The organism is Burkholderia sp. HMSC10F09 (assembly GCF_001806955.1).
GTDB lineage: Bacteria > Pseudomonadota > Gammaproteobacteria > Burkholderiales > Burkholderiaceae > Burkholderia > Burkholderia multivorans.
Window position 1 is genome coordinate 1 of the sequence record NZ_KV786486.1, and the last position, 16,233, is coordinate 16,233.

Annotated in this window: 12 protein-coding genes; all 12 read left to right on the top strand. The window is 67.3% G+C overall.

Annotated elements, in window-relative coordinates:
* The first annotated feature begins 120 nt into the window (after positions 1 to 120).
* A complete protein-coding gene (gene argB / locus HMPREF3115_RS00135) occupies positions 121 to 1,020 on the top strand; it encodes an acetylglutamate kinase (protein ID WP_006401887.1) in 900 nt (299 codons plus the stop codon).
* Positions 1,017 to 1,808, top strand: coding sequence for a pyrimidine 5'-nucleotidase (locus tag HMPREF3115_RS00140; protein ID WP_070553125.1), 792 nt, complete (start codon positions 1,017 to 1,019; stop codon positions 1,806 to 1,808). The genes argB and HMPREF3115_RS00140 overlap by 4 nt, the downstream gene beginning before the upstream one ends.
* Entirely contained in the window at positions 1,775 to 2,440 is a 666-nt protein-coding gene (slmA, locus tag HMPREF3115_RS00145) for a nucleoid occlusion factor SlmA (RefSeq protein ID WP_035947428.1), read from the top strand. The genes HMPREF3115_RS00140 and slmA overlap by 34 nt, the downstream gene beginning before the upstream one ends.
* 455 nt (positions 2,441 to 2,895) lie before the next feature.
* A complete protein-coding gene (locus tag HMPREF3115_RS00150) occupies positions 2,896 to 3,459 on the top strand; it encodes a fimbrial protein (RefSeq protein ID WP_006407196.1) in 564 nt (187 codons plus the stop codon).
* A gap of 93 nt (positions 3,460 to 3,552) precedes the next feature.
* Entirely contained in the window at positions 3,553 to 4,317 is a 765-nt protein-coding gene (locus HMPREF3115_RS00155; RefSeq protein WP_053297810.1) for a fimbrial biogenesis chaperone, read from the top strand.
* A gap of 71 nt (positions 4,318 to 4,388) precedes the next feature.
* On the top strand, positions 4,389 to 7,112 hold the full coding sequence (locus HMPREF3115_RS00160) for a fimbria/pilus outer membrane usher protein (protein WP_070553127.1): 2,724 nt from the start codon (positions 4,389 to 4,391) through the stop codon (positions 7,110 to 7,112).
* Complete coding sequence (locus HMPREF3115_RS00165) at positions 7,109 to 8,152, top strand: fimbrial protein (protein WP_059939034.1); 1,044 nt, start codon at positions 7,109 to 7,111, stop codon at positions 8,150 to 8,152. The genes HMPREF3115_RS00160 and HMPREF3115_RS00165 overlap by 4 nt, the downstream gene beginning before the upstream one ends.
* A gap of 232 nt (positions 8,153 to 8,384) precedes the next feature.
* A complete protein-coding gene (locus HMPREF3115_RS00170; RefSeq protein WP_006407200.1) occupies positions 8,385 to 8,924 on the top strand; it encodes a fimbrial protein in 540 nt (179 codons plus the stop codon).
* Positions 8,925 to 9,493: 569 nt separating this feature from the next.
* Positions 9,494 to 12,484: an autotransporter family protein gene (locus HMPREF3115_RS00175; protein WP_070553128.1), complete on the top strand. Its 2,991-nt coding sequence runs from the start codon at positions 9,494 to 9,496 to the stop codon at positions 12,482 to 12,484.
* 289 nt (positions 12,485 to 12,773) lie between these two features.
* Positions 12,774 to 13,919, top strand: a complete 1,146-nt coding sequence (locus HMPREF3115_RS00180; protein ID WP_006401873.1) for a homoserine O-succinyltransferase MetX — start codon at positions 12,774 to 12,776, stop codon at positions 13,917 to 13,919.
* Positions 13,916 to 14,524 (top strand): methionine biosynthesis protein MetW, encoded by a 609-nt coding sequence (gene metW, locus HMPREF3115_RS00185; protein ID WP_006401872.1) that lies wholly within the window; start codon positions 13,916 to 13,918, stop codon positions 14,522 to 14,524. Before HMPREF3115_RS00180 ends, metW begins: the two co-directional genes overlap by 4 nt.
* A gap of 141 nt (positions 14,525 to 14,665) precedes the next feature.
* A complete protein-coding gene (locus HMPREF3115_RS00190; protein WP_006410842.1) occupies positions 14,666 to 16,087 on the top strand; it encodes an AmpG family muropeptide MFS transporter in 1,422 nt (473 codons plus the stop codon).
* Positions 16,088 to 16,233: the final 146 nt, after the last annotated feature.

Genomic DNA, 16,233 nt, shown 5'->3' on the forward strand with positions numbered 1-16,233 from the left:
GCCGCGCGTTCTGCGCGGCGCTCGGCACCGGCCGTTCGGCCGACCCAAAAACCGATGCTGCGCTGCGCCACTCCTGTACAATTCGCCCTGTTTCAACCGTTCCCAGCCAGAGCCGCCGCCATGTCCGAGCCCCTCGACCTCTCGCAGATCGCCCCTACGCTGAAAGCAGAAATCCTTGCCGAGGCGCTGCCGTATATCCGCCGCTATCACGGCAAGACCGTGGTCATCAAATACGGCGGCAATGCGATGACGGAAGAACGGCTCAAGCAGGGCTTCGCGCGCGACGTGATCCTGCTGAAGCTGGTCGGCATCAATCCGGTGATCGTCCACGGCGGCGGTCCGCAGATCGATCACGCACTGAAGAAGATCGGCAAGGCGGGCACGTTCATCCAGGGCATGCGCGTGACCGACGAAGAGACGATGGAAGTCGTCGAATGGGTGCTGGGCGGTGAAGTGCAGCAGGACATCGTGATGCTGATCAATCACTTCGGCGGCCATGCGGTCGGCCTGACCGGCAAGGACGGCGGCCTGATCCATGCACGCAAGCTGCTGATGCCGGACCGCGACAATCCGGGCGAGTACATCGACATCGGCCAGGTCGGCGAAGTCGAGGCGATCAACCCGGCCGTCGTGAAGGCGCTGCAGGACGACGCCTTCATCCCGGTGATCTCGCCGATCGGCTTCGGCGAAGACGGCCTGTCGTACAACATCAACGCGGACCTCGTCGCCGGCAAGCTCGCGACGGTGCTGAACGCCGAAAAGCTCGTGATGATGACCAACATCCCGGGCGTGATGGACAAGGAAGGCAACCTGCTGACCGATCTGTCCGCGCGCGAGATCGACGCGCTGTTCGAAGACGGCACGATTTCGGGCGGCATGCTGCCGAAGATCTCGTCGGCGCTCGACGCAGCGAAGAGCGGCGTGAAGTCGGTCCATATCGTCGACGGCCGCATCGAGCATTCGGTGCTGCTCGAAATCCTGACCGAGCAGCCGTTCGGCACGATGATCCGCTCGCATTGAGCACGCGCCGCCCGCCGGCCAGTCCGGACCTGCCGGCCCCGCTGCGGCGCCGGCGCATCTCGCGCAGCCGGCCGCACGCCGGCGCGCCGGTGTGGCTGTTCGATCTCGACAACACGCTGCACCACGCATCGCACGCGATCTTTCCCGAGATCAACCGCGCGATGACGCAATACATCACCGACACGCTCGGCGTCGATCGCGCCGAAGCCGACCGCCTGCGCACCGGCTACACGCAGCGCTACGGCGCCGCGCTGCTCGGCCTCACGCGCCATCATCCGATCGATCCGCACGACTTCCTGCGCGCGGTCCACACGTTTTCGGACCTGCCGGCGATGCTGCGCGCCGAGCGCGGCCTCGCGCGCATCGTCGCCGCCCTGCCGGGCCGCAAGATCGTGCTGACCAACGCGCCGGAGCGCTATGCGCGCGCGGTGCTGCGCGAGCTGCGCATCGAGCGGCTGTTCGAGCGCGTGATCGCGATCGAGCACATGCGCGACCGCCGCACCTGGCGCGCGAAGCCCGACCACACGATGCTGCGCCGCGCGCTGCGCGCCGCGCACGCGCGGCTGACCGACGCGATCCTCGTCGAGGATACGCGCGGCCACCTGAAGCGCTACAAGCGCCTCGGCATCGGCACGGTGTGGATCACCGGCCACCTGCCGGGCCATCTGCCGGCCACCGGCCGCCCGCATTATGTCGACCGGCGAATTCGTTCGCTAAAATCGCTCCGACTGGGCACTCGATCGGGGCGACAAAAATGCAGCCGACTCACCCGCAGGACCACCGCGTAACGGACGACCAGGCCACACCCGCGCGAGCGCGCGCCCGACCGAAGCCGGGCGAGCGCCGCATGCTGATCCTGCAGACGCTCGCGTCGATGCTCGAGGCGCCGAAGCGCGAGAAGATCACGACGGCCGCGCTCGCGGCACGGCTCGACGTGTCCGAAGCCGCGCTCTACCGGCATTTCGCGAGCAAGGCCCAGATGTACGACGGCCTGATCGAATTCATCGAAGAAACGTTCTTCGGGCTGATCAACCAGATCGCCGCGAAGGAGCCCGACGGCGTGCTCCAGGCGCGCGCGATCGGCATGATGCTGCTCAATTTCGCGGCGAAGAACCCCGGCATGACGCGCGTGCTGACCGGCGAGGCGCTCGTCGGCGAGCACGAGCGGCTCGCCGAGCGCATCGATCGCATGCTCGAGCGGATCGAGGCATCGGTCCGGCAGTGCCTGCGCGTCGCGCTGGCCGAGCGCACGGCGGCCGCCGGCAGCGGCGCGCCGCTTCCGGCCGGCTACGATCCGGCCGTTCGCGCGAGCCTCCTCGTCGGCTACGCGGTCGGCGCGTGGCAGCGCTACACGCGCAGCGGCTTCACGAAACCGCCCGGCGAACTTGCCGAACAGAAGTTGCAACTGATCCTCCAGTAACGCATCGGCGGCACGCGGCCGCGCCGCGCGCCCGATCGCCCGATCGCTCGGCCGTTCATCCGCGGCGGCCGGTCGAACCCGTCCGAAGCCGCGCATCGGGGGCGCCGCACGCATGCCGCGCCCTCCTCCTCCTCCTCCCTTGCCGATCGCCCGACACCCGGCCCGCGACCGGCCGCACGTCGTCCGCTTCGAGCAGGCCGCGCACACGCAGCCCGAGCGGGATAACGATTTCCGATCGAATCGACAAAATAAATCGAGACGAAAAGTCTCAAAACAAAACCGGTCTTATCAATCTCGCTTTCGATAATTTTTCGTACTCATCCAACTTGCCGCGCCATACCGCCAAAGCGAAAATCTCGCAGAAATTTTCTTTCATTTGCATTACAAAGCACCGAAATGACAAATGATTGAAACATTTCGAATTCGTTCATAACCAACCTGCGAGATTCAGAACGATGGTTCAATTTTCGACTCAAGGATTACCCCGGGCGCTGCGCGCCGCTCTGCTGGTAGCCGGCATCTGCGCGCTGCCGGCCGCCCACGCGCAGGACGGCACCATCACGGTGACCGGCGACATCTCCGGCACGACCTGCAAGATTTCCGGCAACAGCACCGGCGGCCCCAACTTCACGGTGGCGCTGCCTGAAATCGTCGCGTCGTCGCTCGGTTCTGCAGGCACGAGAACCGGCGATACGCCGTTCAACATCATGCTGACCAACTGCCAGCCGGGCAGCGGCAACGTGTCGACCTACTTCGAACCGGGCACGACGGTCAACGCCGCAACCGGCCAGTTGAAAAACGCGTCGGGCACCGCGCAGAACGTCGAAGTCGGGCTGCTCAACAAGGACCGCAGCGTCATCAAGCTCGGCGTCGGCCATCCGTCGCAAAACACCGCGAAGGTCGCGATCGCGTCGGGCTCGGCGAAGCTCGAGTACATCGCGCAATACGTCGCGACGGGCGGCGCCGCAGGCTCCGGCTCCGTCAACACCTCGGTTCTCTATTCGCTCGTTTATCAATAAAGGTCGGTAAATCTCGGCGATCGGTTTTTTCTTTTTTTGAATAACCCGATCGCCGAATTGCCGCATTCGATTACTCCGCCACTCCAGATCAATATGAATCGATACGCCGGAAAATGGAAAGCGTGGACGCTCGCCGTCGCTACGCTCGTCTCGCTCGTCGCCGGAAGCGCTCAGGCGAGCGTCGTGATTGGCGGCACACGCGTCGTCTATCCGGAAAAGGACCGCGAAGTGACGGTGAGGCTCACCAACGAAGGGGAAAAGCCGGCGCTGGTTCAGGCGTGGATCGATGCGGGCAATGCCAACGCGCTGCCCGACGAAACGAACGCGCCGTTCATCCTCACGCCGCCGCTGTTCCGCATCGATCCCGGCCAGGGCCAGAGCCTGCGCGTGCTCTACACGAAAGACGCACTCCCGCAACACAGGGAATCGCTGTTCTGGCTCAACGTGCTCGAAGTCCCACCCGAAGCCGACAACGCCGAAGCGCAGCCCAACGCGCTGCAACTGGCGTTCCGTTCGCGCATCAAGCTGTTCTTCCGGCCGGCCGCGCTGGAAAGCAGCGCCGCCGACGCTCCGTCGAAGGTCACGTGGAAGCTCGCACGCATCGACGGCGGCCGCTACGGCCTCGAAGCGCACAACCCGACGCCTTACCACGTCACGTTCAGCCGCGTCGCGCTCAAGACGGGCAATACGGTCCGAACGAATCTGCTCGGCGGAATGGTCGACCCCGGCGCGACCGCCACGTTCGGCATCGACGGGCTCACGGCCCTGCCCGGCGGCCCGGTGGAAGTCGACTACACGTATCTCGACGACTACGGCACCGGCGTTGCCGGCAAGGCCGTGCCTCAACCCGCCAGATAACCGGCGCCCGTCGCGCGGGCGTCCACGCCGGCACCCAGGAAGTTTCTTCATCCAACAGGATCCTTTACCGGATGCGCAAGTCAATCAAGTCGCGCGAGCGATTGCAGTTCGCGCTCAAGCCGAGTCATGCGTGCGTACTGGCGGCGCTTGGCGGCGTCGCCGCCACGCATGCCGGCTGGGCCGCTGCTTCGGAAGCACGGCAGCCGCCCGAAGTCCGTTTTAGCGACGCGCTGCTGCTGAAGGGCCAGGGCCAGCGCATCGACGTGTCGCGATTCGCGCGCGGCAATCCGGTCGCGCCCGGCCAATACACGGCCGATATCGTGCTGAACGGCACCTGGATCGGCCGCTCGGCGGTCCGATTCGTCGGTGCGCCGGGCGGCGACGACGCCTCGCTGTGCGTCGACACGTCGCTCGCGACCCGCATCGCGCTCGACGATGCCGCGCTGACTGAGGCCGGCCGCGCCGAGCTCGCGAAGATCCAGGCCGGCGAGTGCGGACGCTTCGCGCTGCTCGCCGACGGCGCGTCGTACCGTTTCGATCAAGCAGAATTCCGCCTCGATCTGACCATTCCGCAGGCTGCGTTGCAACGTCGGCCGCGCGGCTACGTGAGTCCCGAACTGTGGGACGCCGGCATTCCGTCGGCCACGCTGAAGTACAACTTCAACACCTACCGCTCGTCGTCTTTCGGACGCTCGAACACGCAGGCCTACCTCGGCCTGAACGGCGGCATCAACGTCGCCGGCTGGCATCTGCGGCACAACGGCTCGTATATGTGGAGTTCGGGCAATGCCGGCCGCTACAGCCCGGTGTCGACCTACGTTCAGCGCGACCTGCCGGCGCTGCGCAGCCAGGTCACGTTCGGCGAGGTGTTCACTGACGGCTCGATCTTCGACAGCGTCGGGCTGCGCGGCGTTACGATCGCCACCGACGACCGCATGCTGCCCGACTCGCTGCGCGGCTATGCGCCGCTGATTCGCGGCGTCGCGAACAGCAACGCGCACGTGAAGATTTCGCAGAACGGCAACACGCTGTACGAAACCAACGTGCCGCCCGGCGCGTTCGAGATCAACGATCTCTATCCGACCGGCTATGGCGGCAACCTGCTGGTGACGGTCACCGAGGCGAACGGCAGCACACACAGCTTCACGGTGCCGTATGCGTCCGTATCGCAGTCGCTGCGCGAAGGAAATACGCGCTTCAGCGTCGCGCTCGGCCAGTTCCGCGAGCCGCTGGTCGATGCGCACCCGAACTTCTCTCAGGCGACGATCCAGCACGGCTTCAGCAACCTGTTCACCGGCTACGCGGGCATGATCGCGGCGCGCGGCTATGTCGCGGGGCTCGTCGGCAGCGCGTTCAATACGCACTGGGGTGCGTTCGCGGTCGACTTCACGCAGGCGAAAGCCGACATTCCGGGCGCCGCCGCGACGACCGGCCAGAGCGCCCGCGTCACCTACAGCAAGCGGCTGCCGGCGACCGACACCAATCTCGCGATCGCCGCCTATCGCTACTCGTCGCGCGGCTTCTGGACGGCGCGCAACGCGTTTTATGCGCGCAGCGCGGCGGCGGCCGGCCGCAACCCCGACGACGTCGCACGCGAACGCAGCCAGTTGCAGCTGACCGTCAGCCAGAGCTTCGGCACGCGCTGGGGCAGCGCGTATGCGATCGGGTCGATGCAGAACTACTGGAATCAGCCGGGTTCGACGACGAGCCTCCAGTTCGGCTACAGCAACACGTTGAAGCTGGCCGGCCAGAACGTCGGCTACAACCTGTCGTTCTCGCGCCAGCGCGACGGCTTTTCGCAGGCGTTCAGCAACCTGCTCTACGCCAATGTGACGATCCCGCTGGGCAAGCGCGCGTATGCGCCGACGCTGTCGGCTTCGCTGTCGCGCGACACGCGCGGCGGCACGTCGCAACTGGTCGGGCTGACCGGCTCCGCCGGCGAGAGCGGCGAATTCTCGTACGGCGTCACGGGCAGCCGCACGCCGGGCACGCTGAACGGCGGCGGTACCGCGCAATATCGCGCACCGTATGCGAGCGTATCGGCGGGCGCATCGGGCGGCACCGGGCAATCGCAGTTCTCTGCCGGCCTGTCCGGCGCAGTCGTCGCGCATGCCGGCGGCATCACGCTCGCCAACGACCTCGGCGAAACGGCTGCGCTCGTCGAAGCGCGCGACGCGAAAGGCGCGCGCGTCACGAGCGGCACGGGCACCCGCATCGACGGCCGCGGCTATGCGATCGTGCCGTCGCTGACGCCCTACACGCTGAACACGATCAGCATCGATCCGAAGGGCATTCCGCTCGACGTCGAGCTGCAATCGACGAGCCAGCAGATCGCGCCGCGCGCCAATGCGCTCGTGGCCGTGCGCTTCGCCACCACGACCGGCCGCTCGGCGCTGATCACGCCGCGCCTGCCGGACGGCAAGCCGCTGCCGTTCGGCACCCACGTGTTCGACAGCAGCGGCGCCAGCGTCGGCGTGATCGCGCAGAGCAGCCACCTGTTCGTGCGCGGCATCCCGGACAGCGGCGTGCTGACCGCGAAGTGGGGCAACGGCCCGCAAGACGCCTGCTCGTTTTCGTACCGGCTTCCGACGGCGCCGCACAAGGACGCGGACTATGCGCGCGTCGATGCGACCTGCGGCAGCGGCGCACTGGCCGACGCGCCGTCGTACGCGATTCCGCTGTCCTCGCGGCCGGCCGTGAGCGACGCCAGCGAAGCAGCCGTGCCGACGCAGCATGCCGACACGCACGTGTCGGCATCCCGGAACCCCTCCGCCATGAAGGAAATCTCGCAATGATTCGATCGGTGCAACGCAGACACATCGTCCGTTGGCTGTCCGCAATATTGGTCGCCATCGCGTGGGCCGCGCCCGCCCATGCGCAATATTGCTCGTACGTACCGGCGGTGAACGACCACTCGGTCCGCTTCGGCTTCCCGCAGTGGATCGGCGTGCCGGCCGGCGCGCCGGACGGCACGGTACTCGCCTCGACCATCATGACGATCGGCTACAGTTGTCCGCCGACAACCAGCCCTTCCGGCTGGAGCTTCGTCTATAGCACGGTTTTCAAGTCTTCGACGAGCGTGCCCGGCGACCTGTACCGCTTCGCCGACTACGGCCTCGCGATCCGGGTCACCAACCTGAACACCGGGCAGCAAATGAAGAACGATATCAGCCACGGACTCGTGCAATGGATGCCGCCCCGGACCGGCACGGCCCCGATCTCCGGCACGGCGCAATTCAAGCTCGAACTCGTGAAGCTGAACGACCTGATCTACAACCCGTCTCCCTACCTGGCGCAGCGAGGTATCAATGATACGTTCGGCGTATTCAGGATCATCAACAACGCGACACTCAACGCCCGCGGGGTAAACATCTTTTGGCATAACGGCCCGATAACGCTCACCTCGCTGCCGCAGAGCTGCCGCGCCACGCTGCCCGACACGTCCGTGCAACTGGACCGCATCTATACGTCACGGCTACCGACGCCCGGATCGACCGCGGGCGACAAGCCATTCAACGTCGGCCTGTCCTGCTCGCCCGGCACGAACGTCTACGTGACGCTGACCGACCTGACTCAGCCCGGCAACACGACCGATCGCTTGACGCTCGCGCCCGGCTCGACCGCTTCGGGCGTCCAGTTGCGGCTGCTGAGACCGGGCGGCGTACCGGTCAGCTTCGGGCCCGACAGCTCGAGCCCCGGCAACCTCAATCAGTGGCATCTCGGCGCGTCGGGCAGCACGACCGGCATTCCGTTGACCGCCCAGTACATCGCCACCGGCGCGGTGACGGCCGGATCGGTCAAAGGCGTGGCGTCGTTCACGCTGAGCTACCAGTGAGCACCGACCATCGAAGGCCGTGCAGCGCGCGGCCTGACCCGATGCTCGCCCGGCAGCGTTTGCGCTCCCTGTCGAACGATGCCGGACGACAACCGTTTCCGGACGCCTGCGCAATGCAGGCAGCCGGATTCCCCCGATGACGCGAATGGCCGGAAACCGGTTCGACCATGCCCTGCAACACGGCGCCGGCCGCTTCGCTTCATTGATTTACCGATGTCCATATGGAGAACTCATGAAAGCAACTCTTCGCTCGCTCGTCGCCGTGGCGGCATTCGCGTCGCTCGCACCGTCGGTTTCGCATGCAGCCAACGGCGAGATCACGTTCACGGGCACCATCAAGGCCCAGACCTGCAAGATCAGCGGCAACAACAGCGGCAACCCGAACTTCACCGTCGCACTGCCGCCGGTCTCGATCACGGCGCTGGATCAGGGCGGCAAAAGCGCAGGCCGCACGCCGTTCACGATCAGCCTGACGAACTGCTCGCCGGCGACCGGGAACGTCTATACGCACTTCGAACCGGGCGACACCATCAACACGGCGAGCGGCAACCTGATCAACGCGGAAGGCACCGCAACGCCCATCGAGGTGAACGTTCTGAACGCGGACACGAGCATCATCAAACTCGGCTCGGCCAACGAAAACTCGAAGCCGGTCGCGCTCCAGAACGGCGCGGCGACGCTCGCGTATTTCGCGCAATACGTCGCAGTGGGCGGGCCGGCCACGGCCGGCTCGGTGAAGACGTCGGTGATGTACTCGATCGCCTATCAGTAACGCGCCGTACGACGATCCTGGGCCCGGAGCGAACACGGGCCCGGGATCGCGATGCATCTTCCGGCACGCGACGGCAAAGTCGGTTACCTCCGGCCTTGCCGGCACGCACCGGCCAACAGCCGCATCGAGCGGCCGCCCGCACCGCGCGGCTTCGATCGACGCTCGCCGGCCGCCTTGCACTGCGCGCCGCCGGATCCGACTGCGACGCCCACCTCACGAGCCGCGATGTCGCGCGTACCGCGGCATGACCTGACGATACCGCGGCGTCAAAGCCGAAGCGCAACCTCGCGCCTGCTGCAGGGCTGCACGATCCGCGTGCGGCACGCCGGCACCGCTCGTCGCGACGCGCTCCTCGTTCATTGCCTGGCTTTCATCGCGTCCACGTCATCGCCTCCACTCCATCGCCGCCCCAATTCCAGACACGTCCTATTGCCGGGATTTAGCTCGATTGATTTAATTTTATCTTTCACTCACCTTTCTCGAGACTCATGACTGCATCCCTCCCCCTTCGCGCGAACGCGCATGCCGCGACGCGTCGGGCCGGCGTCGGCTTGTGCGCGGCTGCCGGCATGCCGGGCCGGCCGCCCGTACCGAGATCGGTCTGCTCCGCGCTGATCGCCGCGATCCTCGCGCCGTTGCCCGCGGTCGCGCAGGTCGTCAACAACCCGCAGTACGCGATCGGCGAGCACGTCGAGATCGCGGCCGGCGATTACGCGACCGTCAACTACGATTCGGTGCTGAACGTCAGCGACGGCGGCTCGATGACATCGGCGGGCCCCGTGCGCGTGTTTTCGAAGGGCAACGGCGCGATGGGCCTGTCCGTGGAGGGCCCCGGCTCGCGCATCGAACTGGGCGACAGCCAGGTGCACACGACCGGAAATTCGGCCTACGGTCTGTACCTGTTCAACGGCGGCGGCTTGCCCGACGGTGCCAGCGCGCGGCTCGACAACACGACCATCAATACGCTCGACGCCCACGGCGCGGGCGTGCGCATGTACGGCACCGGCAACCGGCTCGACATGACCGGCGGCTCGATCGACACGCTCGGCCAGGAGGCATACGGCATCTATCTCGGCCCGGGCCCGGGCGCATCGGTTTCGGTCGCCGACACGCGGATCCGCACCGTCGGCGCGTACGCGCACGGCCTGTCGTCCGATTCGGACGGCAACCATGCGACGCTCGAACGGGTCGACGTCACCGCGGAGGGCACGGAGTCGTCGGCGATCAACCAGATCGGCGAGAACACGATCTCGGTTACCGACTCGACGCTGCGCACCAACGGGTTCCTCGCTCCGGGCGTGAACCTGCGCGAAGGCGCGCTGACGATGGCGCGCACCGACGTGATCACGACCGGCGAAAGCTCGCACGGCCTCTATGCGTCGCGCGAGCTGGTGCTCGGCGCGCTCAGCGCGCAGCTCGACGTCGCCGACTCGCGCGTCACCACGCACGGCCTCGGCGCAGCCGGCGCGATCGCGCGGGACGGCGCGGAGGTGTCGGTGGCCCGCAGCAGCATCGACACGCACGGCGACAGGGCGATCGGCGTGCTGTCGGTGCGCGACGACTCCGTCGCCAGCGTGGTCGACAGCACCATCACCACCCACGGTGCCCGCGCGCGCGGCGTGCAGGCAAGCTACGGCGGCCTGGTCGACCTCGTGAACACGGCGGTGCGCACCGAAGGCGAGCACGCGGCCGGCGCCGGCCTGTTCAACGGCGAACTGCACGTCGAAGGCGGCTCGATCGTCAGCGCGCAAGGCAGCGCGATCGAAGCGACCGCCGGCCTCGTGCGCGCCTCCGGCGGCGCACACATCGAGGGCGGCAACGGCACGCTGCTCGCCGTCGCGGCCAAGGCCGGCGAGCCGGTGCATCTCCTGCTCGACAACGCGACCGCGCGCGGCAATATCGTCAACGTGCCGGCCGAGGACGGCACCCCGACGCCCGTAGTCACGAACGTCGCGCTATCGCGCGGCGCGGCGTGGGAAGGCGCGACGCAGGCCGTCGGCGCGGTGTCGATGCGGGACGGCAGCCAGTGGACCGTCACCGGCGATTCCGCCGTGCAAGGCGTCAAGCTCGATCGGTCCACGATTGCGTTCGCCGCGCCGTCCGGCGGCGCACACAAGACGCTGGTGATCCACGGCGACTATGCGGCGCAGGACGGCAGGGTCGTGCTCAATACCGTATACGGCGACGATCTCGCGCCGAGCGACAAGCTCGTGATCGACGGCGGACACGCGTCGGGCAACACCGCGCTCGTCCTGAAGCGCACGAGCGGCGACGGCGCGGCGACGACGGTCGGCATCCCGCTCGTCGAAACCCGCAACGGCGGCACCACGGAGGCGGCCGCATTCGCGCTCGACGCCGCGTCCGACGGCTATCGCAAGGATTTCGGCACGATCTCGGCAGGCGGTTACGACTACATGCTGACGCGCGGCGGCGCGTCCGGCCACGCGGACGATTGGTACCTCGTGTCCGCGGCCAAGCCGGCGCCGCCTGAGCCGCCCACGCCGCCTGCACCGCCGCAGCCGGTCGAACCGGAAACCGTGCCGCCGAAGCCCGAAGTCGTGCCGCCGCCGCCCGTGCGCGCGATCGCGCCGGAACCCGACGCCTATCTCGCGAACGCGGACGCCGCGATCCTGATGCCGATCCATACGCTGCACGAGCGCAGCGATCAGACGCTGCGCGCCGAGACCGACGAGAACGCGCGCGACGGCGCCGTATGGCTGCGCGCCCAAGGGCAGTCCACGTCGCTCGGCGGCGGCAACGGCAGCGGCGGCCGCAGCGTCAGCGGCAACGGTCGTCTGCTTCACCTCGGGGCGGACATGTTCCGGCTCGAAGACGGCCGCGGCGGCAGCTTCAGAATCGGCGCGATGGGGCTGTACGCGAGCGCGACGAGCTGGTCGACGCGCACGTTGTGGAATCCGGTCGCGCAACGTTATATGCCCGCCACGGCGCGCGGCAGCATCGACGGCTACAACGCCGGCCTGTACGCGACCTGGTACGGCAACCGCGACATCCTGACCGGGCCTCATGTCGATACGTGGCTGATGTTCGGCGCATACAGCAATCGCATCGGCGGCAGCCTGCCGGGCGACAGCTACCGGTCGCGCACGATCACCGCATCGGTCGAAGGCGGCTATGCGTTCGGCGTGTACGACGACGGCCGTTCGCGCTTTTTCGTCGAACCGGCCGCCCAGATCGTCTATGCGAACTACCAGGCGAAGGGCCACGATTCGCCGGGCGGCTACATCGGCGTGCAGCGTTCGAACGACGTGCTCGCACGCATCGGCGTGCGCGTGCATGGCGTCACGCCGATCTCGGCGTCGCAGGCGCTGCGCCCGTTCATCGAGGCCAACTGGTGGCACGGGCCGGGATCGCACCGGCTGAGCGTCGACGGCAACCCGTTCGAGCTGCGCATGCCGCGCGATCGCGCGGAGTTCAAGCTCGGCGCGACCGGCCAGCTCACGCGCAACCTGTCCGTGTCGGCGAGCGTCGGCGTCGACTCGAACTTCTCGAACTACGCGACGGTGAAGGGGCAGCTCGCCGCGAAGTATCGCTGGCGATGACACTTGGGCGGCCCGCCGCCATCGCGGCCGTCGATGCCGCGGCGGCGGCGCTTCCCGCCCCGACAATTTCCGCTATACTCTGCCGACTGCCGCCACCTGGGCGGCATGTCGGAAGCGCGCCGATTTGCTGACTCGATTGCGGGCGCGCGAACCGGCCGGGGCGTCGATGCATCGATGCGTCGTTCCCCGGCGGTTCACTACAAATGCGGCTAAAGAGGTCGTCAGCCGCGCATCTTCGACTCCGCGCATCGCCGACACCGTTTAGCCGCCCAGTCATAAGGCGGAACGAATGGAATCGATCGGCATCGTCGCTCCACAGACCATGCACTTCGCCGAACCGCTGCGCTTGCAAAGCGGCAGCGTGATCGGCAACTATCAGCTCGTCGTCGAGACTTACGGCGAGCTCAACGCCGCGCGCTCGAACGCGGTGCTCGTCTGCCACGCACTCAACGCGTCGCATCACGTCGCCGGCGTCTACGCGGACGATCCGCGCAGCACCGGCTGGTGGGACAACATGGTCGGCCCCGGCAAGCCGCTCGACACCAACCGCTTCTTCGTGATCGGCGTGAACAACCTCGGCTCGTGCTTCGGCTCGACCGGCCCGATGAGCATCGACCCGTCGACCGGCAAGCCGTACGGCGCGCGCTTTCCGGTCGTCACCGTCGAAGACTGGGTACACGCGCAGGCGCGCGTCGCCGACGCGTTCGGCATCGAACGCTTCGCCGCGGTGATGGGCGGCAGCCTCGGCGGCATGCAGGCGCTCGCGTGGAGCCTGATGTATCCGGAGCGCGTCGCGCACTGCATCGACATCGCGTCGACGCCGAAGCTGTCCGCGCAGAACATCGCGTTCAACGAGGTCGCGCGTTCGGCGATCCTGTCCGATCCGGATTTCCACGGCGGCGACTACTACGCGCACGGCGTGAAGCCGAAGCGCGGGCTGCGCGTCGCGCGGATGATCGGCCACATCACCTATCTGTCCGACGACGACATGGCCGAGAAATTCGGTCGCGCACTGCGCCGCGCGGACGGCGCGCTCGACGCGTACAACTTCAGCTTCGACGTCGAGTTCGAGGTCGAGTCGTACCTGCGCTATCAGGGCGACAAGTTCGCCGACTACTTCGACGCGAACACCTATCTGCTGATCACGCGCGCGCTCGACTACTTCGATCCGGCGAAGGCGTTCGACGGCAATCTGACGGCCGCGCTCGCGCACACGCAGGCGAAATACCTGATCGCGAGCTTCTCGACCGACTGGCGCTTCGCGCCCGCACGCTCGCGCGAAATCGTGAAGGCGCTGCTCGACAACAAGCGAACGGTCAGCTACGCGGAGATCGATGCGCCGCACGGCCACGACGCGTTCCTGCTCGACGACGCGCGCTATCACAACCTGATCCGCGCGTATTACGAACGAATCGCCAACGAGGTGGGTGCATGAACCAGCAGGCGCTGAACTCCCTGTCCGCGCGCGCGGACTTCCGCGCGATCGCGCGCTGGGTCGAACCGCGCTCGACGGTGCTCGACCTCGGCTGCGGCGACGGCTCGCTGCTGTCGCTGCTGATGGAAGAACTCGACGTGACGGGCTACGGGATCGAGCTGAACGACGCGGGCGTGCTCGCGAGCGCGAAGAACGGGATCAACGTGATCCAGCAGAACCTCGAGGACGGGCTGCGCCTATTCGAGGATCACAGCTTCGATTTCGCGATCCTCTCGCAGACGCTGCAGACGATCCACCAGACGGCCGCGATCCTGCGCGAAACGGCGCGCGTCGGCCGCGAATGCATCGTGTCGTTCCCGAACTTCGGCTACTGGGCGCACCGGCTGTCGGTGCTGCGCGGCCGGATGCCGGTGTCGAAATCGCTGCCGTACCAGTGGCACAACACGCCGAACGTGCGCGTGCTGACGATCAAGGATTTCGAGGCGCTCGCCCCGGAAGTCGGCATCACGATCCTCGACCGCGTCGTGCTGCACGAAGGTCAGCCGATTCGATGGGGAGCGAACTGGCGTGGTAGTCTTGCTGTCTACCGCGTCAAGCGCAGCTGAGCCGGGAAGCCGTTGACGGGACGCCCGGCCGGCAGTTCCGGCCGCGCCGGTTCGCCCGCACGCGCGGGCCCGGCTTCGCGCCGCGCGCGGCTGCCTGCCCTGCCGCCGCAATCCGCCAACGCTATCCGGTTTCTGTCATCCATGTCGAAAACGCCACACGAGGCGCCCGCACTCACCGCTCACGAGGAACATCCCGGCTGGCGCGCCTACCTGAACACGCACATGCTGATCTGCGTGTTTCTCGGCTTCACGTCGGGCCTGCCGCTCTTCACGCTCGTCTATCTCGTGCAGGCATGGCTGCGCTCCGAAGGCGTGAACCTGAAGGAAATCGGCCTGTTCGCGCTGATCCAGTTCCCTTATACGTGGAAGTTCCTGTGGGCGCCGCTGATGGACCGCTACATCCCGCGCCTGCCCGGCTGGCGGCCGGGCCGCCGGCGCGGCTGGATGCTGCTCACGCAGGTGCTCGTCGCCGGTGCGATCGCGGCGCTCGGCTTCGTGTCGCCGCGCGACTCGATCTGGACGGTCGCCGCGCTGACCACGCTCGTCGCGTTCTTCGGCGCGAGCTCCGACATCGTGATCGACGCCTATCGGCGCGAACTGCTGCGCGACACCGAACAGGGGCTCGGCAATGCGGTGCATGTGAACGCATACAAGATCGCCGCGCTGATCCCCGGCTCGCTGTCGCTGATCCTCTCCGATCACCTGCCGTGGGACGTCGTGTTCGCGGTCACCGGCGCGTTCATGCTGCCCGGCATCCTGATGACGCTCGTCGTGCGCGAGCCCGACGTGGCCGGCTCGCCGCCGCGCAGCCTGCGCGACGCGATCGTGCTGCCGTTTCGCGAATTCATCCAGCGCGACGGCTGGGCCGGCGCGCTGCTCGTGATCGCATTCATCTTCCTGTTCAAGGTCGGCGATACGATGGCCACCACGCTGTCGACGTCGTTCTTCCTCGACGTCGGCTTCACGCGGACCGAAATCGGGATCGTCGCGAAAACGACCGCACTCGTCGCGAGCGTGGCCGGCGGCATCATCGGCGGCGTATGGCTCGTGAAGATCGGGATCGGCCGCGGGCTGTGGATCTTCGGCGTGCTGCAGATGGTCTCGACGCTCGGCTTCGCGTGGCTCGCACAGCTCGGCCCCGGCTCGCCGGTGCTCGCGGTGCTCTACGACTTCACGGTCGCGGCCAGCCATGCGATCGCGTCGGGGCTGTCGGTGTTCGGTGTCGCGGTCACGCCGCATTTCAGCCCGATGACGGTCGCACTCGCGATCGTCTACGGCGCGGAGACGTTCGCGACGGGCCTGACGATGGCCGCGTTCGTCGCGTATATCGCGAGCACGACCGATCCGCGCTACACGGCGACGCAGTTTGCGCTGTTCACGAGTCTCGCATCGGTGCCGCGCACGCTCGCGTCGGCCGCGAGCGGCTTCATCGTCGCAAAGATCGGCTGGTTCGACTACTTCCTCGTCTGCACCGCGCTCGGCATCCCCGGCATGCTGCTGCTGTTCTGGATCGCGCCGTGGAACGGCACCGCACGCAACGGCGAGGCCAGCCGTGCGCAATGATCGGCTGCGCGCTCTCGCGCGTCTCGTCGCGTCGCTGAGCGTCGGCGCGGCTGCGCTCGGCGTACCGGCCGCGCAGGCGACCGACGCGGCCGGCAACGCAACGGGCAATGCAACCGGCGCGGCACCGTCCGCTGCGCCTGCCGCAC